Origin of the sequence: Dactylosporangium sp. CA-092794 (assembly GCF_050948465.1) — a bacterium.
Lineage (GTDB): Bacteria > Actinomycetota > Actinomycetes > Mycobacteriales > Micromonosporaceae > Dactylosporangium.
Genome location: NZ_CP192044.1, coordinates 5,552,794 through 5,576,981 on the forward strand (window position 1 = coordinate 5,552,794; position 24,188 = coordinate 5,576,981).

Annotated in this window: 27 protein-coding genes; 20 read left to right on the forward strand and 7 right to left on the reverse strand. The window is 73.8% G+C overall.

The features are described from left to right. Positions 1-432: 432 nt before the first annotated feature. On the reverse strand, positions 433-957 hold the full coding sequence (locus ACQPXD_RS23825) for a hemerythrin domain-containing protein (RefSeq protein ID WP_432842067.1): 525 nt from the start codon (positions 955-957) through the stop codon (positions 433-435). 278 nt (positions 958-1,235) lie between these two features. On the opposite strand from ACQPXD_RS23825, the gene ACQPXD_RS23830 reads away from it, so the two are divergent. Next, positions 1,236-1,388: a hypothetical protein gene (locus tag ACQPXD_RS23830; RefSeq protein ID WP_432842069.1), complete on the forward strand. Its 153-nt coding sequence runs from the start codon at positions 1,236-1,238 to the stop codon at positions 1,386-1,388. Between the two features lie 125 nt (positions 1,389-1,513). Beyond that, positions 1,514-3,322 carry an ABC transporter ATP-binding protein gene (locus ACQPXD_RS23835; RefSeq protein ID WP_432842071.1) on the forward strand — a complete coding sequence of 603 codons (1,809 nt, stop codon included), beginning with the start codon at positions 1,514-1,516 and terminating at the stop codon, positions 3,320-3,322. 4 nt (positions 3,323-3,326) lie between these two features. Here the strand turns inward: ACQPXD_RS23835 and map are convergent, their stop codons facing one another. Beyond that, positions 3,327-4,100, reverse strand: coding sequence for a type I methionyl aminopeptidase (gene map / locus ACQPXD_RS23840; protein ID WP_432842073.1), 774 nt, complete (start codon positions 4,098-4,100; stop codon positions 3,327-3,329). Positions 4,101-4,133: 33 nt separating this feature from the next. Continuing rightward, entirely contained in the window at positions 4,134-5,039 is a 906-nt protein-coding gene (locus ACQPXD_RS23845) for an oxidoreductase (RefSeq protein WP_432842075.1), read from the reverse strand. A gap of 132 nt (positions 5,040-5,171) precedes the next feature. Here ACQPXD_RS23845 and ACQPXD_RS23850 point away from each other — a divergent pair, with 132 nt between their 5' ends. Continuing rightward, positions 5,172-6,086 carry a helix-turn-helix transcriptional regulator gene (locus ACQPXD_RS23850; RefSeq protein WP_432842077.1) on the forward strand — a complete coding sequence of 305 codons (915 nt, stop codon included), beginning with the start codon at positions 5,172-5,174 and terminating at the stop codon, positions 6,084-6,086. A 22-nt stretch (positions 6,087-6,108) separates the two neighbouring features. Here the strand turns inward: ACQPXD_RS23850 and ACQPXD_RS23855 are convergent, their stop codons facing one another. Continuing rightward, entirely contained in the window at positions 6,109-6,306 is a 198-nt protein-coding gene (locus ACQPXD_RS23855; protein WP_432842079.1) for a hypothetical protein, read from the reverse strand. Positions 6,307-6,380: 74 nt separating this feature from the next. Here ACQPXD_RS23855 and ACQPXD_RS23860 point away from each other — a divergent pair, with 74 nt between their 5' ends. From ACQPXD_RS23860 to ACQPXD_RS23920, 13 genes are all read left to right on the forward strand, one after another. After that, positions 6,381-6,593, forward strand: a complete 213-nt coding sequence (locus ACQPXD_RS23860; protein ID WP_432842081.1) for a hypothetical protein — start codon at positions 6,381-6,383, stop codon at positions 6,591-6,593. Between the two features lie 115 nt (positions 6,594-6,708). Then, positions 6,709-6,924, forward strand: a complete 216-nt coding sequence (locus tag ACQPXD_RS23865) for a hypothetical protein (protein WP_432842083.1) — start codon at positions 6,709-6,711, stop codon at positions 6,922-6,924. A 109-nt stretch (positions 6,925-7,033) separates the two neighbouring features. Continuing rightward, the gene (locus ACQPXD_RS23870; RefSeq protein ID WP_432842085.1) at positions 7,034-7,588 is read left to right on the forward strand and encodes a hypothetical protein; all 555 of its coding nucleotides are present in this window, start codon (positions 7,034-7,036) and stop codon (positions 7,586-7,588) included. Positions 7,589-7,947: 359 nt separating this feature from the next. Continuing rightward, positions 7,948-8,421 carry a hypothetical protein gene (locus ACQPXD_RS23875; protein ID WP_432842087.1) on the forward strand — a complete coding sequence of 158 codons (474 nt, stop codon included), beginning with the start codon at positions 7,948-7,950 and terminating at the stop codon, positions 8,419-8,421. 12 nt (positions 8,422-8,433) lie between these two features. Next, positions 8,434-8,823 (forward strand): hypothetical protein, encoded by a 390-nt coding sequence (locus ACQPXD_RS23880; RefSeq protein ID WP_432842089.1) that lies wholly within the window; start codon positions 8,434-8,436, stop codon positions 8,821-8,823. Between the two features lie 227 nt (positions 8,824-9,050). Then, on the forward strand, positions 9,051-10,181 hold the full coding sequence (locus tag ACQPXD_RS23885) for a heme/hemin ABC transporter substrate-binding protein (protein ID WP_432842091.1): 1,131 nt from the start codon (positions 9,051-9,053) through the stop codon (positions 10,179-10,181). Beyond that, entirely contained in the window at positions 10,178-11,329 is a 1,152-nt protein-coding gene (locus tag ACQPXD_RS23890) for a FecCD family ABC transporter permease (RefSeq protein WP_432842093.1), read from the forward strand. The genes ACQPXD_RS23885 and ACQPXD_RS23890 overlap by 4 nt, the downstream gene beginning before the upstream one ends. Before the next feature lie 71 nt (positions 11,330-11,400). Next, positions 11,401-12,231 carry a heme ABC transporter ATP-binding protein gene (locus ACQPXD_RS23895; protein WP_432842095.1) on the forward strand — a complete coding sequence of 277 codons (831 nt, stop codon included), beginning with the start codon at positions 11,401-11,403 and terminating at the stop codon, positions 12,229-12,231. After that, positions 12,228-13,013 carry a hypothetical protein gene (locus ACQPXD_RS23900; RefSeq protein ID WP_432842097.1) on the forward strand — a complete coding sequence of 262 codons (786 nt, stop codon included), beginning with the start codon at positions 12,228-12,230 and terminating at the stop codon, positions 13,011-13,013. Before ACQPXD_RS23895 ends, ACQPXD_RS23900 begins: the two co-directional genes overlap by 4 nt. Next, on the forward strand, positions 13,010-14,854 hold the full coding sequence (locus tag ACQPXD_RS23905) for an HtaA domain-containing protein (protein WP_432842099.1): 1,845 nt from the start codon (positions 13,010-13,012) through the stop codon (positions 14,852-14,854). Before ACQPXD_RS23900 ends, ACQPXD_RS23905 begins: the two co-directional genes overlap by 4 nt. Continuing rightward, positions 14,851-15,552, forward strand: a complete 702-nt coding sequence (locus ACQPXD_RS23910; protein WP_432842101.1) for a heme oxygenase (biliverdin-producing) — start codon at positions 14,851-14,853, stop codon at positions 15,550-15,552. The genes ACQPXD_RS23905 and ACQPXD_RS23910 overlap by 4 nt, the downstream gene beginning before the upstream one ends. A 107-nt stretch (positions 15,553-15,659) precedes the next feature. Continuing rightward, positions 15,660-17,360, forward strand: coding sequence for a hypothetical protein (locus ACQPXD_RS23915; RefSeq protein WP_432842103.1), 1,701 nt, complete (start codon positions 15,660-15,662; stop codon positions 17,358-17,360). A gap of 111 nt (positions 17,361-17,471) precedes the next feature. Next, on the forward strand, positions 17,472-18,488 hold the full coding sequence (locus ACQPXD_RS23920) for a WxL protein peptidoglycan domain-containing protein (protein WP_432842105.1): 1,017 nt from the start codon (positions 17,472-17,474) through the stop codon (positions 18,486-18,488). 8 nt (positions 18,489-18,496) lie between these two features. On the opposite strand, the gene ACQPXD_RS23925 is transcribed toward ACQPXD_RS23920, so the two are convergent. Beyond that, a complete protein-coding gene (locus ACQPXD_RS23925) occupies positions 18,497-18,967 on the reverse strand; it encodes a hypothetical protein (RefSeq protein WP_432842107.1) in 471 nt (156 codons plus the stop codon). 151 nt (positions 18,968-19,118) lie between these two features. On the opposite strand from ACQPXD_RS23925, the gene ACQPXD_RS23930 reads away from it, so the two are divergent. From ACQPXD_RS23930 to ACQPXD_RS23940, 3 genes are all read left to right on the forward strand, one after another. Further along, positions 19,119-19,331 (forward strand): hypothetical protein, encoded by a 213-nt coding sequence (locus tag ACQPXD_RS23930; RefSeq protein WP_432842109.1) that lies wholly within the window; start codon positions 19,119-19,121, stop codon positions 19,329-19,331. A 385-nt stretch (positions 19,332-19,716) separates the two neighbouring features. Continuing rightward, complete coding sequence (locus ACQPXD_RS23935) at positions 19,717-19,920, forward strand: cold-shock protein (protein WP_432842111.1); 204 nt, start codon at positions 19,717-19,719, stop codon at positions 19,918-19,920. Between the two features lie 128 nt (positions 19,921-20,048). After that, positions 20,049-21,089, forward strand: a complete 1,041-nt coding sequence (locus tag ACQPXD_RS23940) for a fatty acid desaturase family protein (RefSeq protein WP_432842113.1) — start codon at positions 20,049-20,051, stop codon at positions 21,087-21,089. 13 nt (positions 21,090-21,102) lie between these two features. Here ACQPXD_RS23940 and ACQPXD_RS23945 read toward each other — a convergent pair whose 3' ends face one another. After that, on the reverse strand, positions 21,103-22,560 hold the full coding sequence (locus ACQPXD_RS23945) for an amidohydrolase (protein ID WP_432842115.1): 1,458 nt from the start codon (positions 22,558-22,560) through the stop codon (positions 21,103-21,105). Between the two features lie 89 nt (positions 22,561-22,649). Here ACQPXD_RS23945 and ACQPXD_RS23950 point away from each other — a divergent pair, with 89 nt between their 5' ends. Further along, positions 22,650-23,528: a siderophore-interacting protein gene (locus ACQPXD_RS23950; protein ID WP_432842117.1), complete on the forward strand. Its 879-nt coding sequence runs from the start codon at positions 22,650-22,652 to the stop codon at positions 23,526-23,528. Here ACQPXD_RS23950 and ACQPXD_RS23955 read toward each other — a convergent pair. Then, on the reverse strand, positions 23,488-24,177 hold the full coding sequence (locus ACQPXD_RS23955; RefSeq protein WP_432842119.1) for a TetR/AcrR family transcriptional regulator: 690 nt from the start codon (positions 24,175-24,177) through the stop codon (positions 23,488-23,490). The two genes, ACQPXD_RS23950 and ACQPXD_RS23955, sit on opposite strands and share 41 nt — an antisense overlap. Positions 24,178-24,188: the final 11 nt, after the last annotated feature.

Sequence of the window (24,188 nt, forward strand, 5' to 3'; positions counted from 1 at the left end):
GGTAAGGCCAAGCGGCCGCCGTTAATAGATATTGAAAACCATTACTACTTACTGATATACCTGTCGTCACCGGCCGAGCGCGCCGCTTCCGTCGCCGGATCGAACGAATCTCTCCGCGATCATGCGACTCCCGCCGCCGCACGGCGGGTTTCCCATGATCACGGAGACATATGGTACCTATCGGTACATAGACCTTCCGCGATCATGGAAAACGCGTGGTGCGGTCGGCCACTACGGCATGATCGCGGAGAGTTCCGGCGGTTATCGATAGAGATCGATATGTTCAAGCGCCATCTACGGCAACCCGGGCCAGGCCGACTACGGCGCCGCGAAGGCCGGCGTCGCGGCCCTGACCGTGATCGCCGCCCAGGAACCTGGGCCGCTACGGGGTGACCGTGAACGCGGTGGCGCCGGGCGCGCTGACGGGGACGTTCACGCGGATGTCGTACCCTTCAGCCCGGCCCTCATCCGCCGGCCGACCTCGTCGAACGTCGCGGTCACCGGCTGCCCGGGCGACGGCGGCGGCGCGGCGCGCTCCGCCGCGTCGAGGGCGGCCGCCATCCGGCGCAGCCGTTCGGCGCCGGCGCGCCGGCGCAGCTGCGCGAACTCCTTGTACTCCTCCTGCGCGGCGTGGCCCAGCACCGACTCGCTCAGCCGGCCCAGGCGCCGGTCGAACTCGGCGTGGCCGAGGCCGAGGTCGCAGAGGGCGGCGAGCGCCCGCTCGGCGTCGGCCTCTTCGCGCAGCCGCTCCCCGACGACCGCGTCGCCGTTCGGGATGAGCTCGCGCGCGGCCGGGTGCACGATCAGCGCCTCGGCGTTCTCGTGCACCGCCAGCAGCCGCACCAGCTCGTGGAACAGCCCTTCCTTACGGGTACCGTCCGCGTCCAGGATGTCCGCGAACAGCCGCTTGATCCGGCGGTGCTGGTCCAGCAGGATCGCCACGACGTCGCCGGTCATGTCCTGCCGCTTACCCGCTGCCGCCGCGGCCAAGCCGCCCCGGCGGCGGGAAACTCGGCGCGAGCGGCCACGTCCTTACCGTCACCCGCGGGCCGGTGTGATCGAGGGTCCGGGAAGCGTTGGCCGGGGAACAGACGCATGGCCGGAGCGAGGGTGGGTAGTCCGCGCCCAGCCCGCGACCCGGTTCCGCTACACCGGGGACGACGGCAGTTTCGCCCGGGCCGCGCTGCGCTGCCGGGGTCGGCGAGTGCCGCCGCAGCGGCCCGGACGGCGGGGTCATGTGCGGCTGCGGCCCCGCGAGCACTACTCGCTCCCCTGGCTGCCGCTCCTCGCCCGCGGCCGCCCTCGCGCCGGACCTCACCGCCCCCGGCCACGGCCTGACGTTCAAGGCCGCCGACGCGGAACGCTTCCTGGTCGCCTCGGCGAGCTGAAATCGGATGCGGGCGTGTCGGCCCCGCCGCTATCGTGTGGGCCGTAGTCCGGGTGTGAAGGGAGATCGACAGATGAGGCAGTTCCGCACCGTCTCGTCCACTCGATCTCGCCCCGGAGGAAGTGCTTGTTCAGGAGTGTCGATCCATTCCGTCCTGCGGTAGCCGAAGCCCCGCCGGCCACCGTTCCCCGCTATCTGCGGCACCTGCTGCGCCCCCTGTGCGGCGTCGTCGCCGCCAGTCTGACGCTCGCCGTGGTCAATGCCGCCATCGACCTCTGGCTCATCGCCTACGCGGGCCGGCTGGTCGACCTGCTCGGCGCCGGCTCGCCCGGCACCTTCTGGACCGGCCACGGCCGGGAGCTGCTCGGCGCCGCGGCGCTGGTGCTGCTCGTCCGGCCGGTGACCCACCTGCTGCGCGAGGCGATCGACGACATCGCCCTGAAGCCGCACGCGCTGACCCTGACCACGTGGCGGGCCCACCGGTACGTCTCCCGGCAGTCGGTCGGCTGGTTCCGCCGCGACCTGGCCGGCCGGATCGCCACGTTCGTCCGCGACGGCGGCGCGGCCGCGACCGGCTGCGTGTACAACACGGTGCACGCGCTGGCGTACATCGCGGCGTACATCGCCGGATCGGCCTGGCTGATGGCCGCGTCCGACCCCCGGCTGCTGCTGCCGCTGGCCGTCTGGCTCGGCTGCTACGCCGCCCTGATGTGGTACGTCGTCCCCCGCTACCGGCGCGCCTCCGCCCGGTATCAGGCGGCGAACTCGGCGCTGACCGGCCTGCTGGTCGACTCGTACGCCAACGTCGACACCCTGGCCCTGCTCGCCGACGGGGCCGCCGAGGAGCGCACCGGCCGGCGGATCTTCGCCGCCGCGCGCCAGGCCCAGCTCGGCGTGCAGCGGCTCGAGGTCACGATGAACGCCGCCATGGTCGCGCTCAGCGGCATCCTGCTGGTCGGCCTGGCCGGATACGGCATCGCGCTGTGGCGCTCCGGCGCCGCCCCGCTGGGCCTGGTCGCCGCCGCGCTCGCGCTCAGCTTCCGGATCACCTCGCTGGCCGAGTGGCTGCTCGACGCCGTCTCGTCGCTGTTCGGCGCCGTCGGCGCGCTCCGCCAGGCGCTGGGCACCATCGCCCAGCCGCTCGACGTCGCCGACCGCCCGGACGCCGCCGCCCTCACCGTGACCGCCGGCGCGATCACCTTCACCGGCGTCAGCCACCACTACGGCCGCGGCGCCGGCGGCCTGGACCGGCTGTCGCTGCGGATCGCCCCCGGCGAGCGGGTCGGCCTGGTTGGCCGCTCCGGTGCCGGCAAGTCCACGCTGGTCAACCTCCTGCTGCGGTTCTACGACCCGGAGTCGGGCGCGATCGAGATCGACGGCCAGGACATCGCCGGGGTGACCCAGGAGAGCCTGCGCCGGCAGATCGCCATGGTGACCCAGGAGGCGGCGCTGCTGCACCGCACGGTCCGCGAGAACATCGGCGGCGGCTCCACCGCCGCCGTCGACGCCGCGGCCCGGGCGGCCGCCGCCGACCGGTTCATCGCCGCCCTCCGCGACGCCGACGGCAACACCGGCTACGACGCCTTGGTCGGCGAGCGCGGCGTCCGTCTCTCCGGCGGGCAGCGGCAGCGCATCGCCCTGGCCCGGGCCCTGCACCGCGACGCGCCGATCCTGATCCTGGACGAGGCGACGTCGGCGCTGGACTCCGAGACGGAGGCGGTCATCCAGGAGTCGCTGGACCGCGTGATGGCCGACCGGACGGTGCTGGCCATCGCCCACCGGCTGTCCACCATCGCCCGCATGGACCGCATCGTGGTCCTGGACGCCGGCCGGATCGTCGCCGAGGGTACCCACGAGGAACTGCTCGCCCAGGGCGGCCTCTACGCCACCCTCTGGACCCACCAGTCCGGCGGCTTCCTCGGCGCGGCCCAGTGATCCGCTACGGGCTTTCACGCCGGGTGAGCACCAGGGGGGCGTCCTCGGTGATGGCGACCGTGTGCTCGGAGTGGGCCGTGCGGGAGCCGTCGGCCGACCGGATGGTCCAGCCGTCGGGGTCGTAGACGATCCGGTCGGTCGTGCGGGCGAACCAAGGCTCGAGCGCCAGGGTCAGGCCCGGCCGGAGCGTGAGGCCGCGCCCGGCCCGGCCCTGGTTCGAGACGTGGGGGTCCTCGTGCATGGTGCGCCCGATGCCGTGGCCGCCGAACTGGGTGTTGACCGGGTAGCCGTAGTCGTGGGCGACCGCCGAGATGGCCGCCGAGATGTCACCCAGGCGGTTGCCCGGCCGCGCCATCCCGATCGCCGCCTCCAGCGCTTCCTCCGTGGCGCGGACGATCCGCACGTCCTCCTCGGCGGCGGTCCCGACGATGACCGTGCGCGCCGAGTCGGCCGCCCAGCCGTCGATGCTGACCGCGAGGTCCGCGCTGAGCACGTCGCCGTCCTGCAGCGTGTAGTCGTGGGGCAGGCCGTGCAGGACGGCGTCGTTGACCGACAGGCAGATGACGTTGTGGAACGGGCCGCGCCCGAAGGACGGCGCGTAGTCCCAGTAGCACGACTCCGCCCCGCGCCGTTTGATCATGCCGCGCGCGTGGTGCTCCAGGTCCAGGAGGTTGACGCCCACGTCGGCGAGCCGGCCGACCTCGGCGAGCACCTCGGCGACGAAACGCCCGGCCACGTGCATGCGTTGGATCTCCGCAGGCGTCTTCAGCTCAATCACGGTTGGTATAGTAATACCAATCCTATCCTGAGGTCAGAGGTAGCTGACGCCGGTCAGTTCCTCGGCCGCCGCCCAGAGCCGCTTGCCGACGGCCGGATCGGCCGCCTCCTGGCTGCGCCGGGCCTCGGTGACCCGGCCCCGCGTTTCGAAGAGCCCGGAGGGACCGAAGAACTGGCCGCCGCGCACACCGGGCTCGGTCGCGGCGAGCAGCTGCGGCAGCGCGCCCTGCTCCACCGGCTGGGTGGCCAGGAGGCCGGCCCACGCGATCAGCCGGCCGAACCGGCCGCGGTGCTCCCAGGCGCGCGGGGTCAGGTTGGTGCGGGTGAGACCGGGGTGGGCCAGCACGCTGAGAATCGGCGATCCGGCGGCGCGCAGGCGGCGGTCCAGCTCGATGCCGAAGATCGTGGTGGCCAGCTTGGACCGGCCGTAGGCGGGAGAGGCCCGGTAGTCACGCTCGAACATCAGGTCGTCGAAGTCCAGGTGCGCGTTCTTGTGGGTGATCGAACTGAGACTGACCACGCGGGGTTTCCGCCCGGCGGTCAGGTTGTCCAGCAGCAGGCCGGTCAGCGCGAAGTGGCCCAGCAGGTTGGTGCCGATCTGCAGCTCGAAGCCGTCGGCGGTGGTACGGCGGGGACCGAGCAGTACCACACCGGCGTTGTTGACCAGCAGGTCGATCGCCGGGTGGTCGGCGGCCAGCTTCGCGGCGAACGCGCGCACCGAGGCGAGCGAGGCCAGGTCCAGCTCGCGCACCTCGACGACGCCGCCGATGCGGCGGGCGGCCTCCTCGCCGGCGGCGGTGTTGCGGACGGCGAGCACGACATGGGCGCCGTGGCGGGCCAGCTCGGTCGCGGTGACCAGGCCGAGGCCCGAGTTCGCGCCGGTCACGACGGCGATCCGGCCCCGCTGGTCGGGGATGCGGTCGGCGGTCCATGCGGTCATGTGCTGCTCCTGGGGACATCGTTGTGGTAGAACGACGACGTTAGGAGCGATACGGGCCGGTTCGGTCGTACTTGGTTGCCTAGGTCTGCCGGACCTACCGTGGGCGCCGAGCGAGGCGGCACACTTGCGGGTATGACCCATCCGTATGCCCGTGAGCTCGGCGATTTCCTGCGCGCCCGGCGCAGCCGGCTGCGTCCGCGCGACGTCGGCCTGGAGCCGGGCGGCCGGCGCAAGGTCTCCGGGCTGCGGCGCGAGGAGCTGGCCCTGCTGGCCGGGCTGAGCACCGACTACTACCAGCGGATGGAGCAGGGCCGGGAGGTACGTCCGTCCGACGACGTCCTCGACGCGCTCGCCGACGCGCTCGGCCTCGACGACGAGGAGCGCCGGCACCTGTTCGCCCTGGCCCACGCCGCCCGCCGGCCGATGCCCGCCCGGGTGGACCACGGCCCGGAACGGGTGCCGGACAGCACCCGGCGGCTGCTGCGGGTGATGGACACGCCGGCGGTCGTGCTCGGCCGGCACCTCGACGTGCTCGACTGGAACCCGATGGCGGAGGCGCTGCTCGGCCACCCGGACGACTACCCGCCCGACCGGCTCAACATGCTCCTGCTGCTGTTCGACGACCTGCTGACCGACGAGCGGCGCTGCCCGGACTGGGAGCGGCAGGCCTTGAACTACATCGGCATGCTGCGCGCCGCCGTCGCCGTCGACCCCACCCATCCCCGCGCCACCGCGATCGTCGGCGAGCTGAGCATCCGCAGCGCCGAATTCCGGCGGCTGTGGGCCCGGCACGACGTCCGCGAGTCGGTCAGCGGCACCAAGACCTTCCGGGTCCCCGAGGTCGGCGACATCCTGCTGGACTGGGACACCTATCCGCTACCCGGCAACCCCGGCCCGGTCATGCTGGTCTTCACCGCCGAGCCGGGCACCGCCGACGCGGACCGGCTGCGGCTCCTGGGGTCGTTGCACGCGACCCGCTCGGCGCTCGCAACCAACGGGCGGGGAGACCGCCTGGACCAGAGCGCCCGCCCCTACCGTACGGTCTAGCGCAGCTCCGCCGCCCGGCCCGTCACGGGCGCTCCAGCGTCAGCGTGCCGGTCGCGATGCGGCGGCTGGCGACGTCCACCTCGAGCTCCAGAAGGTCTTGCCGTTGGCGCCGGTAGGCCCGGTCGAGCGCGGCGCGCCGACCGGCGAGCGCGGACGCCGCCGCCGGGTCGGACTCGGCGCCGAGGCGTTCGGTGAGCAGCCGCGCGCGCCGGTGGGACACCGCGCTGAGGCGGGCCAGGCGACGCTCCGCCAGCGCCGCGTGGGCCTCGGCCGCGGCGTCCGCCGCCTCCCGCCGTGGTCAGCGCCGCCGAACTCGGCGATCCGATCGACGGCCTCGACTACCTCGGCGGCGGCCGGCTCGTCACCGAGACCGACTCGCAATGCTGCTGGCGCTGGGCCGTGCGGCTCCGACGGCCACGATACGACGGCGAACCGCTCTTTGACCTACCAGACGCACTGCCAACCGGCCTCGACGAAGACCCACTGAGTCTGGATCATCGACCCTGACGATCAGGATCCGTCCGAGAAGCTGTACGCCGACCGCTTCTCCGCGTACGTTCTGACGTCGGTCTGGACGGCTCAGGCGTTCGGCAAGGACTCGTTCTTCACGGACGACTTTCGCTTGCCACGACAGGCACTCGATACGCTGCGACAGCGCTACGTCGAACTTCCCACGACATTCGCCTGGGCCGGCAACCAGCCCTGCGACGCGGTGTACCGCTTCACCGGCTCCGCTAGTATCATGATCGCAGTTCGGGACGAGACCGCCCTGTACACCTTCGTGACCACGGACAACAAACAAGAGCTTGCCAAGATCCGAGCTGTCCTCGAATGGTGATCCCGGCCGCCACTGAGCATCCGGACGAGGCCCCCGTTCGCGCGCCCTGGCCGGCCCGGCCGATCGGCTTCGGCCAGCCCGCAGGTCCACCGATGGCTACGCTCTGGCGGTGATTTCCGTAAACCGCGCGACGGGTGGAGGGCAGGTGACGGAGCCGCCGGTATGGCTGCTCGACGTCGACGGTGTTATCAACGTCGAGCGGCCCGGCTGGGGTGGCGCGCCGCGGAACGGTCGAGCCGTCGCCGAGGGTATCGAGTGGCCGATGCGGTGGGCTCCGGCGCTGCGTGCCCGAATCCGGCGGTTGCATCGCGACCGGATCGTCGAGGTGCGCTGGTGTTCGACGTGGTGTGCGTGGCCGGGCGAGTTGGAGCGGGTGTTCCGGCTGCGGTTTGCCCGGGCGTTCGGGGTGGTGCCGGACGCCTCGGCGGCGAAGCTTGCCGCGGCGCGTGCGGTGCTTGCCGGCGGGCGCCGTCTCGTGTGGACGGACGATGCCGAGGTGCCCGAGCAGGGTGCGGTGTTCGAGGAGCTGACCGCTCACGGGCGCGGGTTGCTGATCCGCCCTGACGAGGAGTGCGGGTTGCTGCCGGTGCACCTGGACGAGATCGCGGCGTTTGCCCGTTCGGGGCCGGATGCGCCAGCGACGCGGCGGCCGCAGGAATCCTGACCACGGAGGAGTTCCAAGCCAAGCAGCAGACCGGCGGACACAAAGTCTCCGTGATCATGATGCTTGCGATGGCCGCGGGGCGGGTTCTTCATGATCGCGGAGAGCTGTGGTACCTAGGGGTACATCAACGCTCCGTGATCATGAAAAACCGTTGGTGCCGGCGGTGAGTTGTGCATGATCGCGGAGACTTCTCGTCGCTGCGCCGCGGGCGGCGTGGTGCCCTATGGGCGGCGCACGCCCATGGGGCGCACGCATCTGCCGCATCAGCCGTCGCCGGATGTGTGGATTCGTTTGGGTTCCGCCCCGAGGTGTCGCCGGTGGGATTAGATCCAATTCGGTCGATACATGGGAGGTAGGGGATGACGACGAGATTCTGGCGGCGTGCCGGGGTGGTGCTGGCGGCGGCGGTGCTGACGCTCGGCGGCTCGCTGTTGAGTGCCGGGCCGGCGCAGGCCGCCAACCCGCCCGGCTGGGACGTCTGCGCGGAGGTCGACACCGGATCGGACCTGTGCATGTTCAACTACAACCCGCCGGAGAGCTGGCCGGACGGCTTCGCGCCCGGCGGCTCGAGCTACCGGGGGCGGTGCTGGAACGCCGGCACGGGGTTCATGCCGGGGAACAACACCACCAGCTACGTGGTGAACCACAGCAGCTTCACCTTCTTCATCTTCGACGGCGCGAACTGCACCGGCAGCGTGCTCACCGCCTTCCCGAACTCGGCCTTCGGCATGCCGGCCGGCTGGAACGACAAGCTTTCCAGCGTCGAGTTGTGCTGCCCGATCGAGGCTGTCACGCCGGCCGGCGTGGTTGCGCCGGCGTCGCTGCGACCGTAGGAGAGGAACACCATGAAACTCGGCAAGACCGCGATTGCGGCGGCCGTCGCTCTGGGCGCCATCGCCGCGGGCGCCCTGGACGCCTCGCCCGCGTCGGCCTCCATGGCCGACTGCACCAACTATCCGGAGACCATCTGCATGGTGGAGAACGCCGACTGGACCGGGCGGGTCTGGCGGCAGTACCCCGCTCAGATCATGGGCTGTCGCCCGATGAGTAACGACAACTTCGACAACAAGGCGTCGATCATCTACAACAGCGTCACGTACGAGGTCGGCCTCTACGTCTACGACCGGTCGGACTGCACCGGCACCAACCGGTACTTCGGGTCCAACTCCGGCGCCACCCTCACGACCGACTGGTGGAACGACAAGGTGAGCTCCATCCGGATCGTGCTGTTCTGAGCTCCATCCGCGCCGCGCGCGGCCGTCCCGTCGTGCGTGGACAACACGAGGTGCCCCCTCCGGCATGGAGGGGGCACCTTCGCGTGGGGTCTTCCGCTCCGCCAACCGAGCCTGTAGGTTAGCCTAGCCTAACTTAGCGGGCAGGGGTTCACGTCGCGCGGGCCGTTTGGTCCGGAACCCTTGCACCGCATGTCTTTTGCCGTTCGCGACACGGGAGAGCCGCCACGATGAGCGCCGTTCCACGCCGGGCTGTGGTTGTCGTCGCGGCCGTGCTGGCGCTGGCCGGGTGCACGGCACACGCGGCGCCGGGGCCGGGGCGGGCGTCGGACGCCGGGGTCGATACCGCCCGGGTCGCCGAGCTGCCCTGGTCGCAGGTGACGCCGCTGGCCGACCCGAAGGCCTACAGCGGTCCGTCCACCGCGCACCTGACCGACGCCGACATCGTGCCGATCACCGCCGACGCGAGGCCCGTGCTGCCCGCGACGGTGACCGACAACCAGGGCACCCGGGTCACGGTCACCAGCGTCGAGCGGATCCTCGCCCTGGACCTCTACGGCACGCTCGCCGCCACGGTGTACGGCCTGGGCCTCGGCGACCGCCTCGCCGGGCGGGACCAGTCCACCGGGTTCCCCGCCGCCCGTCACCTGCCGCTGGTCACCGGCGGGGCGCACGTGCTCAACGCCGAGGCGATCCTCGCGCTGCACCCGACGGTCGTCCTCACCGACACCACGCTCGGGCCGTGGGACGTGATCCTGCAGCTGCGCGACGCCGGCGTGCCGGTCGTGGTCACCTCGTCGCGGCGCGGCCTGGCCGGCGTCGGGGAGCTGACCGGCCAGGTCGCCGCCGCGCTCGGCGTGTCCGCGGAGGGGGAGCGGCTCACCGCCCGGATCGGTGCCGAGATCGACGCGGTACGCGCCCAGATCGCCCGGATCGCGCCCGCCGCCCCGGACCGGCGGCTGCGCGTCGACTTCCTCTACGCACGCGGCCAGGCCGGCGTGTTCTACCTGTTCGGCCGCGACTCCGGCGCCGACTCGCTCATCGACGCCCTCGCCGCCGTCGACGTGGCCACGCAGGCCGGGCTGGCCGGCTTCACGCCGCTCAACGCCGAGGCGCTCGCCACCACCCGGCCCGACGTGATCCTGATGATGACCGCCGGCCTGGAGTCCGTCGGCGGGGTCGACGGTGCGCTGAAGCTGCCCGGCGTCGCGCAGACCCCGGCCGGGCAGCACCGCCGGATCGTCGACATGAGCGACTACCAGATCCTGTCGTTCGGGCCGCTGTCGGCCCGGGTCCTCGACGCGCTGGCCCGCGCCCTCTACGCGCCCGCGTCGGTGACCGTCTCGGGAGCCGGGCAGTGACCGCCGCCGGCCCCACCACAGACTCCGGGACGGTCGGCACCGACCTCCCGGCGCAGACCCCGGGCGGGTTCGAAGCGACGCGGCCCGCCCGGGCCAGACCCAGCCGGTCCGCCTGGACCCGGACGATGCTGTTCACCGCCTTGGCTTTCGCGCTGGTACTGGTGAGCCTGCTCTCGGCGGCCTCCGGGCAGTACCACATCCAATTCGGCGACGTCGCCGCGTCGGTGCTGCACCGGGCGAGCGGCCCGCTCGGCCTCGGCCACCCGATCCCGGACCCGTTCGCGGAAGCGACGCTGTGGCAGGTCCGGATGCCCCGGGTGGTCATGTCCCTGCTGGTCGGGGCGGCATTGGCGGCCGCCGGCGCGGTCATGCAGGGCGTGTTCGGCAACCCGCTGGCCGACCCGGGCATCATCGGCGTCTCCTCCGGCGCGGCACTGGGCGCGGCGGCCACCATCGCGGCCGGCGTCACCGTGCTCGGCGAGTTCACCGTCGCCGGAGCCGCGTTCGTCACCGGGCTGGTGGCGACGCTGCTGGTGTACCGGCTGTCCCGGGCCGGCGGGCGGGCCGAGGTGGTGACCCTGGTGCTGACCGGCATCGCGGTGAACGCCGTGACCGGCGCCGGGCTCGCGTTCTGCACGTTCTTCACCAGCTCCTCGGCCCGGGACCAGATCGTGTTCTGGCAGCTGGGTTCGCTCAACGGCAGCCGGTGGACGTTCGTGGCCGCCGCGGGCCCGTTCGTCGCCGCGGGCGTGGCCGGGGCGCTCGTCTGCGCGCGCCGGCTCGACCTGCTCGCGCTCGGCGACCGGGCCGCCCGGCACGTCGGCGTGCACGTCGAACGGCTGCGGCTGGTGTGCATCGTGCTGGTCGCGGTGATGGTGGCCGCCGCGGTCGCCTTCTGCGGGATCATCGGCTTCGTCGGCCTGGTGGTGCCGCACCTGATCCGCATGGTCACCGGCCCCGGCCACCGGGTCCTGGTTCCGGCCGCCGCGCTGGGCGGTGCCGTGCTGCTGGCCGCCGCGGACCTGGCCGCGCGGACCGTGATCGCCTACGCGGACCTGCCGATCGGCATGCTCACCGCGCTCGTCGGCGGCCCGTTCTTCTTCTGGCTGCTGCGCCGCACGCGCAGCCGGGCCGGGGGCTGGGCATGAGCGGCACCGGCCGCGGGCGGCGAGAGCGCGCGGCTGCTGCGCCGCACCCGCAGCCGGGCCGGGGGCTGGGCATGAGCCTTCCGGTAGCGGTCGATGTGGGCGAGGTGGCGCTGCGCGCCCGCGGGCTGGGCGTGCGGGTCGAGGGCCGCTGGCTCCTCCGCGACGTGGACCTGGACCTGGCCGCGGGCGAGGTGCTGGCCGTGATCGGCCCCAACGGCGCCGGCAAGTCCACGCTGCTGTCCCTGCTCGCCGGTGACCTGCCGCCGAGCGCCGGTTCGGTGGATCTGGCCGGTTTGGTGGTACACCGGGCAAGCCCGCTGCGGCTGGCCCGGCGCCGGGCGGTGCTGCCCCAGCGGCCGAGCCTGTCGTTCCCGTTCACCGTCGCCGAGGTGGTCGCGATGGGCCGGGCGCCCTGGGCCGGCACCGGCGCGGAGGACGACGACGAGGAGCTGATCGACCGGGCGATGGCCGCCGCGGACGTGACCGCGCTCGCGCATCGGCGCTTCCCCACGCTGTCCGGCGGCGAGCAGGCGTGCGCGTCGTTCGCGCGGGTCCTGGCCCAGCACACCGGGGTACTGCTGCTGGACGAGCCGACCGCCGCGCTGGACCTGCGGCACCAGGAGCTGATCATGTCCACGGTCCGGGCGTGTGCCGACGCCGGCCTCGCCGTGCTGGCCGTGCTGCACGACATCCCGCTCGCCGCCGCCTACGCCGACCGGATCGCCGTGGTGAGCGAGGGCCGGCTGGTGGCGCACGGCGCGCCCGCCGAGGTGCTCACCGAGTCCCTGCTGGAGCGGGTCTACCGGGTGCCGGTCGACGTGTTCCACCACCCCACGACCGGCGGGCTGATCGTCGCGCCCCGCCGGGCCCACGCCGCGCCGACGACAGGAGCGCCCCGATGAATCTCGTCCGCTCCGGGCTCGTGGCCGCCCTCGCCGTGCTCGCCGTGGCCGCGCCGCCGGCCGGGCCGGCGTGGGCGGCCGGCGCCCGGGTGGCGTTCTCGCCCGCGACCCTCGACCCGGACTACGCGACCACCCTGCAGCTGCAGGGCAGCGGCTTCCAGGCCGTCAAGGGCGGGTTCGGCGGCGTGTACGTGCTGTTCGGCACCGTCAGCGGCAGCTGGCAGCCCAGTAAGGGCGGCACCAGCGGCGCCGACTTCCGCTACGTGCAGGACGAGGAGACCAAGGACAACCACGGCTACCAGCGGTTCGTCTCCTTCGAGGACGGCGGCACCCTGTACGCCGCCAACGGCGGCATCGTGCACCCGGACGGCACCTGGTCCACGACGCTGATCGTGCCCGGCGCCACCTTCCCCGCCCGCGGCCGCAACGGCGCGGTCGAGCAGATCGACTGCCGGAAGGTGAGCTGCGGCATCATCACCATCGGCGCCCACGGCGTGGTCGAGCCGCGGAACGAGACGTTCACCCCGGTCACCTTCGCGGCCCCCAAGCAGCCGGCGCCGCCCGCCACCACGCAGGCGCCGGCCGCGGCCCCGCCGCCGGCCGCCGCTTCCGCGGAGCCGTCCGTCCCGGCCGCGGCGGATCCGTCTCCGGTCGCGACGAGCGGGACGTCCGGCACGGCGGGCTGGTGGTTCGCCGGCGCCGCGGCCCTGGTCCTGCTCGGCGTCGCCGGTGCCCTCCGCCTGCGCCGGCGCACGCCACCGGCCGGGAGTACCACCCCATGAGGCGGGCCGGCCCGCTGGCCGTGGTGGCGCTGGTCGTCGCCGCGACCGTCGCCGTCGCCGCCGCGGCCTCGCGGGCGGCGGATGCCCGGGCGATCACCGACGCCACGCTGACCTGGGCGCTCAACGACACCGCCAGCGCCGGGGCCCACTTCGGCGGCTGCAACTTCCTGTCCGCCGGCACGGCCGGCGACGCCGGCTCGCCCGGGCTGTGGACGCGGGCCGACCCGGCGCCCGGCTACGCGACCCAGGCGGGCCACGTCGTGGTCGAGAAGCCCGACACCGCCGGCGCCTACCGCCGGCCCACCTGGGACACCCGGTGCACCGGCCCGGACGGCGCCACCGCGCTGACCACGACCACCAGCAGCAAGACCCGGGTCCGGATCGGCGGCGGGAGCGGCACCCTCGACCCGTCCGCGCACACCGCCACCATCGCCTGGACGGGGTCGTTCACGTCGGTGCTGTACGGCGGCCTCGTCTACTGGACCGCCAGCGACCCGGTCCTGACCGTGCGCGCCGACGGCACCGGCACCCTGCGGGCGACCCTGAGCGGCTACGGCACCTCGCCGGCCGACCCGAGCCGGTGGGTGGCGCTGGCCCCGGCGACCGTCACGCTGGCCACCCTGACCGGCATCGGGCTCGCCGGCAGCGGGTTCACCGCGAGGCCGGACTACCGCGGGGTCGCGGTCACCACCGACCCCGCCGACAACGCCCAGCTGCGCACCGGCGCGGACTGGGGATCGTTCCCGCAGGACTTCGTCGACTTCCAGCACCGCACGGGGGAGTCCTCGTACTGGTACTCCTCCGGACTGAGCGATGCGACCAAGGTGGCGGCTCCGCTCACCGTCTCCTACTCGGTTCCGGCCGGCCCGAGCCCGAGCCCGAGCCGGTCGCCGTCGCCGAGCCGGTCGCCCAGCGCGGCGGTGACCACCGGCCCGGCCTCCTGCGCGCTGACCGGCGGGGTGCGCGGCGGCAGCCTGACGTGGGGGTTCAAGAAGAGCTTCCGGGCGTACGTCGCCGCCGGGTTCCCGGCCAACCGGATCGCGGCGAGCGGCGGCGCGACGATCCTGGACGAGGACCTCGCGGTGAACGGGGCGGCGGGCAGCGGCGCCTACCGGTGGCCGTTCGTGTCCAGCTCCGCCTACACGTCGCCGGACGTCTTCAGCGTGCAGTACGGCGGGTCGGTCGAGTTCTCCTACCCGGCGCACTTCTTCGACGTGACGATCGCCAACCCGAAGGTCGTCGTCAGCGGCGCGGCCGGGGTGCTCTACGCGGACGTGTCGCTGACCGTGACCCAGCCCGGGCAGCCGCCCGCCACCAGCGCCCACGCCGCCGAGGCGCTGGCCACGATCGACCTGGCCGGCACCGGCCCGGTCAGCGACGGCACCGGCATCCGGCGCGTGCTGCACACCGCGATCGCCGACGTGGACTCGTTCTCCTTCAACGGCACGCCGTTCTACACCGCCGGCGAGGCGCTCGACGACGCCACCGTGCTGCTGTCCGGCTGTACCACCGCCACGGGCACCGCCGGTACCCGATCCGCGGGAACACCACCCAGCGCCACCCCGGGCGCGACCGGCCTGGTCCCCGCGCTCAAGCGGAGGCCCACCCCGTCGGCCACCGGTGCCCCCGCCGCGGTGCCGAGCACCGCCGACCCCGGCCCGCAGCCGCTGATCCCGTCGCTGAACCCCCGCCCGGACGCCCGCGGCGCCGACCGGCCCGCCGCCGGAACGCCGGCCTGGCTGCCGTGGCTGGTCGGCGGCGTGCTGCTGGCCGGCGCGGGACTGCTGATCGTGCGGGCCGGCCGCCGTGGCCGCCCATCGGGAGAAGGGAGCGCCGAATGACCGTCACCGGCATCGTCGACGAGGGCCACGGGATGCGCCTGTCCGCCGCGCTGCGGGCGCGGACCCAGGCGGTCCACGACCAGGCCGAGACCGCACCGTACGTGCGGCAGCTGCTGGCCGGCGCGCTGCCGCTGCCCGCCTACACCGCGCTGGTGGTGCAGAACCACGCCATCTACACCGCGCTGGAGGCGGCCGCCGACGGCTGGCGCGGCCATCCGGTCGCCGGGGCGTTCGTGTTCGACGAGCTGACCCGGGTGCCGCACCTGGAGGCCGACCTGGCCCACCTGCTCGGCCCAAGCTGGCGCGCCGAGGCCGACCGGCGGCGGGTGCCCGCGACCGACAGCTACGTGGCCCGGCTGGAGTCGGCCGCGGCCACCGAGCCGGCCGCGTTCATCGCCCACCATTACGTGCGCTACCTCGGCGACCTGTCCGGCGGGCAGATCATCCGGACCACCATCGCCCGCGTCTACGGCACCGACGGGTACCGCTCGACCGGCTTCTACACCTTCGACCGCATCGAGAAGATCAAGCCGTTCCGCGACCACTACCGCGACCTGCTCGACCGGGCCCCGCTCGGCCCGGACGGTCACGACCGCGCCGTCGAGGAGGCGGTCATCGCCTTCGAGCTCAACCGGGCGGTCTTCACCGACCTCGCCGAGCGGCACCTGCCGCCGGCCGCGGCGCTCGACCGGCCGTAGCCACCGGCGGCCCACAGCGGCGGGGACCGGGCCTTGCCCGCCCGGTCCCCACCAGGGCGGCGCCCATCCGGGCGTCACCGAACGGTTCCACGAAAGGGAAGAACCACATGCATCAAATCACTGCCCGCAGCTCACCGCCAGGGAACGGAGGAACGCGGCGGCGCCTCATCGCCGGCGCCGCGATCGCCGCCCTGGCGGTGCCGGGTGCGAGCCTGCTCGGCACCCGGGCCGCGTCGGCGGCCGCCGCCTTACCGGTGAGCGACGCCGGCCTGACCTGGGCGCTGGACAACGAGGTCGGCGCCGGCGCCCACTTCGGCGTCTGCAACTTCCTCTCCGCCGGGGTGGCCGGCGACACCGGCTCGTCGACGCTGTGGACGCAGACGACGCCGGCGCCGGGCTACGCGACGCAGGCCGGCAACGTCACCGTCGAGAAGCCCGACACCACCGGGACCTACCACCAGCCCACCTGGGCCACCCGGTGCAAGGGCCCGGACGACACCACCACGGTCGGGCTGACCACGACGACCGCGAACCGGGTCAGGTTCTCGGGCGGCACCGGCACCGTCGACCCGGACGGCAACACGGCCACCATCCACTGGACCGGCGGGTTCACCGTCGTGTTCTACGGCGGCCTGACCTACTGGTCGGCGAGCGATCCGACGCTCACCGTCAACGGCGACGGCACCGGCACGCTGACCGCGACCCTGTCCGGGTTCGCCGCCTCGATGGCCGACCCCACGGCGTGGAGCCCGATCACGCCCACCACCCTGACGGTGGCGACCCTGCACGGCGTGACCGTCACGCCGAGCGGGTTCACCGTCACCCCGGACTACCCCGGTGTCACGGTGACCACCGGGGCCGGGGACGCGAGCCAGTCCACCGGGCCGGGCTCCGGCGCGTGGCCGCAGGCGTTCGTCGACTTCCAGCACCTGACCGGGCAGTCGTCGTACTGGTACAGCTCCGGCGGCAGCGAGGACCCGGCGAAGGTGCCCACGCCGATCGGCGTGGCCTACACCACGTCGGCGCCGGCGCAGTCCGCGCCGGTGATCACCACCCAGCCCGCCGCCGCGACCGCGACGGTCGGCGGCACCGCCACCTTCACCGCGGCCGCCTCCGGCGACCCGGCCCCGACGGTGCAGTGGCAGCTGCAGGCGCCGGGCTCGCCGGCGTGGCAGGACTACCCGGGCGCCACGGCCACGACCTTCACCCTGACGGTCCACGCGGCCGGCTACAACGGGTCGAAGGTGCGGGCCGTGTTCACCAACGCGGCGGGTACGGCGACGACCGACGCGGTGACCCTCGCCGTCACCACCACCCCGCCCCCGGCGGACAGCGACAGCGAGACGATCACCGCCACCGTGCCGGAGCAGACCCCGGCGGGGTCGTTCACCTGGACGATCAACGGCACCGGCCGGGCGGTCACGCTGAGCCAGGCGACCAGCCACGGCGCCTACCTGCAGTCGACCGGCGCACTGCTGCCGGTGACCGTCACCGACACCCGCACCGGCGGCCCGACGTGGTCGATCGCCGGCCAGGCCGGCGACTTCAACGGCGGCGCGCTGTCCGGCAAGTACCTCGGCTGGACCCCGCAGGTCACCACGGCCGGCGCGGGCGCGGTCGCCGGTGCCTCGGTGACGCCTGGCCTGACCTCCGGTAACGGCCTGACCGACGCCTCGACGCTGGCGTCGGCCGCGGACGGCCACGACCCGGGCAGCGCCACCGTCGGCGCCGACCTGGACCTGCAGGTCCCGGCCGCCACGCCGGCCGGCACCTACACGGCGGTGCTCACCCTGACCGCCCTCAGTTAGCCCGTTCCCCCGAACCGATCGGGTCCCCGCGACCGCCCGCCGGGCGCGGGGACCCGTCGCCACGACAGCCGAGGCACGATGACCATCACTTTCCCCAGGCCCGTAGCGCGATTGAGCGGCATCGTGCTGCTGCCGGCGGTGCTCGTGGCCGTTGCCGCAACGGCGGCCCGGGCCGAGCCGTCGCCGGGCACCGCCGACAACGTCACCTGGGGCGCCGCCCCGGCCAACACCAACCTGGGCGCGAACCGGGCGCACTTCACCTACACGCTGCCGGCCGGCACCGCCATCACCGACGCCATCGCCGTGGCCAACTACGGCAAGGCGCCGATCAGCCTGAAGGTGTACGCCAGCGACGCGTTCACCACGTCGACCGGCGCCATCGACCTGCTCGCCGCGAACCGCCGCCCGGTCGACGCCGGCGCCTGGATCACGATCAAGACCCCGCAGGTCACGCTCCAGCCGCAGGAGTCGGTCGTCGTGCCGTTCACGCTCACCGTCCCGGCCGGCGCCACCCCCGGCGACCACACCGCCGGGATCGTCACCTCCCTCGCGACGGGCGGGCCGGGCAGCGTCAACCTCGACCGGCGGCTCGGTTCCCGGGTGTACCTGCGGGTGCCGGGCGCCCTGAGCCCCGCGCTGGGCGTCGGCGGCGTCCGCGTCGGCTACCGCGGCACGCTCAACCCGGTCGAGCCGGGCACCGCCACCGTGACGTACACCGTCACCAACACCGGCAACGTCCGGCTCCGGGCGCGGCAGACGCTGCGCGTCGCCGGACCGTTCGGACTGCTGGGCCGCGCCGTGGACCTGGGCGAGCTGCCCGAGATCCTGCCCGGCGGCTCGCTGACCCGCACCGTCGACGTGCCCCGGGTCTGGCCGGCGGTCCGCCTCACCGCGACGGTCGAACTGCGGCCGGTCGCCGGCGCCGAGGCCCCCACGGTCAGCCTCGCGCCCGTCTCGGGCACGGGCGCCGCCTGGGCCGGGCCGTGGGGCCAGGCGATCGTGCTGATCATCGTCGCCGCCGCGGTGGCCGGCTGGCTGTGGCAGCGCCGCCGCAGCAGGCGCAAGGTCGCCACCGCGATCTCCACCGCGGTCACCAAGGCCCTGGAGGGGGCGTCGCCGCCGGCCTGAGCCGGCGGTCAGCGGACCTCGAGCTGGAGCAGCACCAGCTTGCTGCCGTGGGTCTCGACCTCGAACAGGCCAGCGGTGTCGGCCCGGAACCGCACCGAGGCCGGCACGCCGGGGGAGAGGGTGGCCCGGCGGTCGTAGCCGTGCACGTGCAGCTCGTCCGGGGCGTCCGAGGTGACGGTGATCCGGATGGTGCTGCCGCGGGCGATCTCGGCCCGGCTGGTTGGCGGGCTGGCGACCCGGTTGGCGATGGTGAACCGGAACTCCCGGTCGACCGGCCCGGTGCCGGCGTCGGCGGCCGGCGTGACGGTGCTCTGGCCCGTGCCGCCGCTGTCGTTGCCGCGGCCGAGCAGCACGACGGCGACGGCCGCGGCGATCACGACGACGGCGACCGCGACGGCCCGGTAGACCACGTCGCGGGAGCGCATCCGGGCCGGCGGGGCCGCGGTGTCGCCCGGTTGGCCGGTGGCGGTGGATGGCACGGCGGCACTCCTTCGACGATGGCCCGGCCGGTGCGCCGCCACCGGATGCCGTGTGGGCGAGCGTACCGGCCGCACGCCGCGCGGTACACCCTCGGGTGTTTCGGTGCCGGACGGCACGGGAACTACAGCGGGCGGATGTGAGGAGATGCTGATGCGTTGGTTGACGTTGGCGGCCGGTGTGGCCGTCGGTTATGTGCTCGGTACCCGCGCGGGCCGGGCGAAGTACGAGCAGATCGTCGACGGGGTCCGCCAGGTGCGCGCCAACCCCACGCTCGACCAGCTGCAGAAGTCGGTCAAGCACGTGGCGGGCACTTCCGCGCCGGCGGACACCGCGACCCTGGTGGCCGGGCACCCGCAGCCCTGACCGGACCGTCCCCCGGCGGGGCGGGTGCACGGAAGCGTGCATCCGCCCCGCGCCGCGTTCAGTGCCGCCTCGGGCGTCTCTGGATGCCATGGCAGGTGGCAGGACCGACGGTAGAACCTGACATTGACGTCAGCGTCAAGCATCGTGCGGCACGACACGCTGCGCCCGTCCGGAGGCGCGGATCCGCCTCCGTGCTAAATTGGGGGTGTTGCAGTCTTGATAGCCAGACACGTTCTTGATTTCCACATAATGTTGTCCGCGCCCGTGGGTCCCCGCACCTGCGGGCGCTGTCAGTATTGCCGGGGTTCCGGAGCAGGGTCATCAAAGCGGCGACGCAGAAGATCGCACGGTGTGGTCTTCATCTGCCTTGCGAAGGAGCAAGCACATGACCGTCGGTACTGTGAAGTGGTTCAACGCGGAGAAGGGCTTCGGCTTCATCACCCCTGACGGCGGTGGTTCCGACGTGTTCGCCCACTACTCCGCGATCTCGGCGGGCGGCTTCCGCAGCCTGGAGGAGAACCAGCGGGTGGAGTTCGAGATCACCCAGGGCCAGAAGGGGCCGCAGGCCTCCAACATCCGCGTCATCTGAGACGCGCCGTCCGAGCCGTGCCCGCGCGCTGAGCGGCGCGCGGGCCCGGCCGCGGCACACGTTCCGAACGCCCCGCGGTCCTGCGGGGCGTCCCAGTAGACGCATGCGTGCCGCCGGGAGGCCAAACCATGTCACTGCGGCAGCCGACGCCGCTCACCGTCCGATCCGGGCACGGTAGCCAGTACGCCCACCTCCTGCGCCTGGTCAAGGCCGCCGGACTGCTGGATCGCCGGCCCCGCTACTACCGGTGGAAGATGGCCGTCACCGCGGCGCTGTTCCTCGGCGGTTGGGCGGCCTTCGTCGCGATCGGCGAGTCCTGGTGGCAGATGGCGACCGCCGTGTTCCTGGCGTTCGTCTTCACCCAGCTCGGTTTCCTGGGCCATGACGCCGGGCACCGGCAGATGTTCGGCTCGAGCCGGGCGAACTACGTCATCGGCATCCTGCACGCCAACCTCGCCATCGGGCTCAGCTACGGCTGGTGGATCGACAAGCACAACCGGCATCACGCCCACCCCAACGAGGAGGGCAAGGATCCCGACATCGAGATCGGGGCACTGGCGTTCACGACCGCCCAGGCCCGCGGGCGGGGCCGGTTCGCCGCGGCCGTGTACCGCTACCAGGCGTACCTCTTCTTCCCGATGCTGCTGCTGGAGGCCCTCAGCCTCCACGTGGCGAGCCTGCGGGCCCTCGGCCGGCGCGCGATCCGCCGTCCCGGCTGGGAGACCGTGCTGTTCGCCGTCCACGTCATCGGCTACCTGACCGCCGTGTTCGTGATCCTGTCCCCGCTGCAGGCCGTGGGATTCATCCTGCTCCACCAGGGACTCTTCGGGCTCTACCTCGGCTGCGCCTTCGCGCCGAACCACAAGGGCATGGCGATGCTCGGCCCGGACGATCGCACCGACTACCTGCGCCGGCAGGTGCTCACCTCGCGCAACGTGCGCGGGCACTGGTTCACCGACTTCATGCTGGGCGGCCTGAACTACCAGATCGAGCACCATCTGTTCCCGAGCATGCCGCGCCCGAACCTGCGCCGGGCGCAGGCGCTGGTCCGGCAGTTCTGCCAGGCGCACGACCTCGCGTACTGCCAGACCAGCCTGCTGGCCTCGTACGCCCAGGCGTTGCGGCACCTGCACGCCGTCGGGCGGGCCCCGCACCCGGCCGCCGTCTGAGGCCGCCGGCGGCTCAGCGGCCGTCCCAGGTGAAGGCGCCGCCGACGAGGGTCGCGGCGACCGGCATGGTGCGCAGCTCGTCGCGCGTGGCGGTGGCGGGGTCACGGTCCAGCACGGCCAGGTCGGCCGGGCCGCCCGCGGCCACGGCGATCCGGCCGCGGGCGCTGGCGGCGAGCGCGGCGGCCAGCGGCAGGCACTGTTCGGGGTGCCAGGGCTCGCGGTCGTCGCGGCTGCGGCTGGTGGCCGAGGCGATGGCGAGCCAGGGGTCGAGCGGTGCGACCGGGGCGTCGGAGCCCAGCCGCAGGGTGACGCCGGCGCGGTGCAGCGAGCCGTAGGCGAACGCCGCCCCGGTCCGGCCGGCCCAGTGGTGCTCGGCGATGTCGCGGTCGTCCATCGCGTGCTCCGGCTGCACGCTGGCGACCAGGCCCAGCCGTGCGAACCGGGCGACGTCGCGGTCGCGGACGAGCTGCGCGTGCTCGATCGTGCCCGGCAGGCCGAGGGCCTCGAACACGTCGAGGACCTCCGCGTTGGCCCGGTCGCCGATCGCGTGCACGGCCGCGGCGATGCCGTGCGAGCGGGCCCCCTCCAGCAGCCCGCGCAGCTCCTCCGGCGGCACGATCGACGTGCCGCAGGCGTCCGGGCGGGCCGGGTCGAGCCCGGGGTACGGGTCGAAGCACAGCGCGGTGCGGGTGTTGAGCGACCCGTCGACCACGACCTTCAGCGGTCCCATCGTGACCAGGCCCGCGGTGTCGAGCGCGGCGCCGGTGCGCAGGCCGGCGGCGATGGCGGCGTCGAGGCGGTCGGGCCAGACGGAGGCCGCGACGCGCAGCTGGGTGACCCCGGCCGCCACGCGCGCGGGCCACTCGGCGATGTTGTCGGCGTTCTCGAAGTCCACGATGCCGACCACCCCGCGGCGGGCGGCGGCGAGCGCGGCCTCCCGGTAGTCGGCGGCGGTGATCAGGCGGCCGGACTCCAGGTCGCGGGAGGCGTCGAACCATGGTCCCTCGCGCAGCACGCCCGTGTCGCCGACGGTCACGCCGAGCAGGGCGGCGGCCGGCGAGTTGAGCCAGGCGCAGTGCAGGTCGCCGCTGATGAGCACGACCGGCACCGCGGGCGCGACCGCGTTCAGGGCCGCGAGCGTGGGTGCGTCGGGCCACAGGGCGTCGCGGAAACCGTAGCCGGTGAGCGGGCCGGGTGTCGTGGCCAGGTGGGCGCGGACCCGGTCGAGGACCTGCGCGGCGCTGGTCGTGCCGGACAGGTCGAGCCGCCGGCGAGCGATCACCCACTGGGTGAAGTGCACGTGCTCGTCCCACAGCCCGGGGATCACGAACCGCCCGCCGAGCGGCACCACCTCGGCGCCGCCGGCCTCGAACGTGCCCAGCGGGGCGACGGCGGCGATCCGCCCGTCCCGCAGCAGGATGTCGTGGCGCTCGTCCGCCGGCCCGAGCCGCGCGTCGCGCAGGAGCAGCATGCCTCTCCGATCCCCAACCGTTGACAAGAACTGAGGTTAGGCTAGCCTAACCACCCATGGTGAGGGGTACCTGGATCGGTGTGTGAGCGATGGAACTGCCCTACCTGACCTTCCGCGCCCGGGTGCGCGCGCTGCACCGGCTGAGCCCGTCGTTCCTGCGGGTCACCTTCGCCGGGGCGGACCTTTCGCGGTTCGCCGACCACGGGCGCGACCAGCGTATCAAGATCATCTTTCCGGCGCCGGCGGGCGGGTTCGCGCACCTGCCCGAGGGCGCGGACTGGTACACCCGCTGGCGCGAGCTGCCGGACGAGCGGCGCCCGCCGCTGCGCACCTACACGGTGCGGGCCGTGCGGCGGGCGGTGGGGGAGGTCGACGTCGACGTCGTGCTGCACGGCGACGGCGGGCCGGCCGCCCGCTGGGCCAACCGGGCCGCGGTCGGCGACGACCTGCGGCTGCTCGGGCCGAACGCCGACTACCTCGGCGACTCCGGCGGCGTCGAGTTCCGCCCGCACCACGCCGGGGGGCCGCTGCTGCTGGCCGGGGACGAGACCGCGGCCCCGGCGATCGCGTCGATCCTGGCCGGCCTGCCGGCCGAGGCGCGCGGTGAGGCGCTGCTGGAGGTGCCGCACACCGCGGACGCCCTGCGGCTGGCCGCCCCCGCCGGGGTGCGGGTGACCTGGCTGGCCCGGGACGGCGCGGCGCACGGCTCGCGGCTCGTGCCGGCGGTGGCCGCGGCCGCCGCCCGGCTCGCGCCCGCGCCGCGCCCGGCCCCCGCCGGGGACCTGGACGACGACGATGACCTGTGGGAGGTCCCGGAGCACCCGGAGGCCGGGGTCTACGCCTGGCTGGCCGGCGAGGCGGGCGTGATCCGGACGCTGCGCCGGCACCTGGTCGCCGAGCGGGGCTGGGACCGCCGCACGGTGGCGTTCATGGGCTACTGGCGGATGGGCCGGGCGGAGCCGACGTGAGCGTGGTGGCCAGACCGGCGAGGATGCTTTCGATGGTGTACCGGTAGAGGGCGGTCCGGCTGGCGTCGGGATCGCCGGCCCAGGCGCGCAGCCACGGCTGCAGGGCGGCCCAGCCCGCGCCCGGATCCGGTGGCGCCATACCGAGCAGGCCGGCGGCGCCGTCCCCGCGGCCGTGCCCGGCGAGGGCCCGGTCGTCGTCCAGGGCGACGAGCAGCATGGCGCTGTTGAGCAGGGCCGCATAGGCCAGCGGGGCCCGGTCGCCGAACCCGGCGGCGACCAGCAGGCCGATGCCGCGGTCCATGATCGGCAGCGCGGCCGGCACGGTGGCACCGTCCCGGCACAGCCGCCGGGCCACCCCGACGTACTGCGCGACGACCTCCCGGCCGGGGTAGAGCAGCTCCCGGAACCAGTCCTGCCAGCCGAGCGCGGCCGGCGGGTTGGGCATCATGGCGACGACCCGCTCCACGACCGCGTCGAGGACCGCCTCGCGGTCGCCGACGTGGTAGGCGATCGTGTTGGGCCAGGTGTCCAGCGCGCCGGCCAGGTCGCGGATGGTCCAGCCGTCGAGGCCCCGCTCCCGGGTGAGCCGCACGGCGGCGTCGACGACGAGGCCGGGGCTGAGCCGGGGCCGGTCCTTGCTGCGCTCCACCCGACAACGGT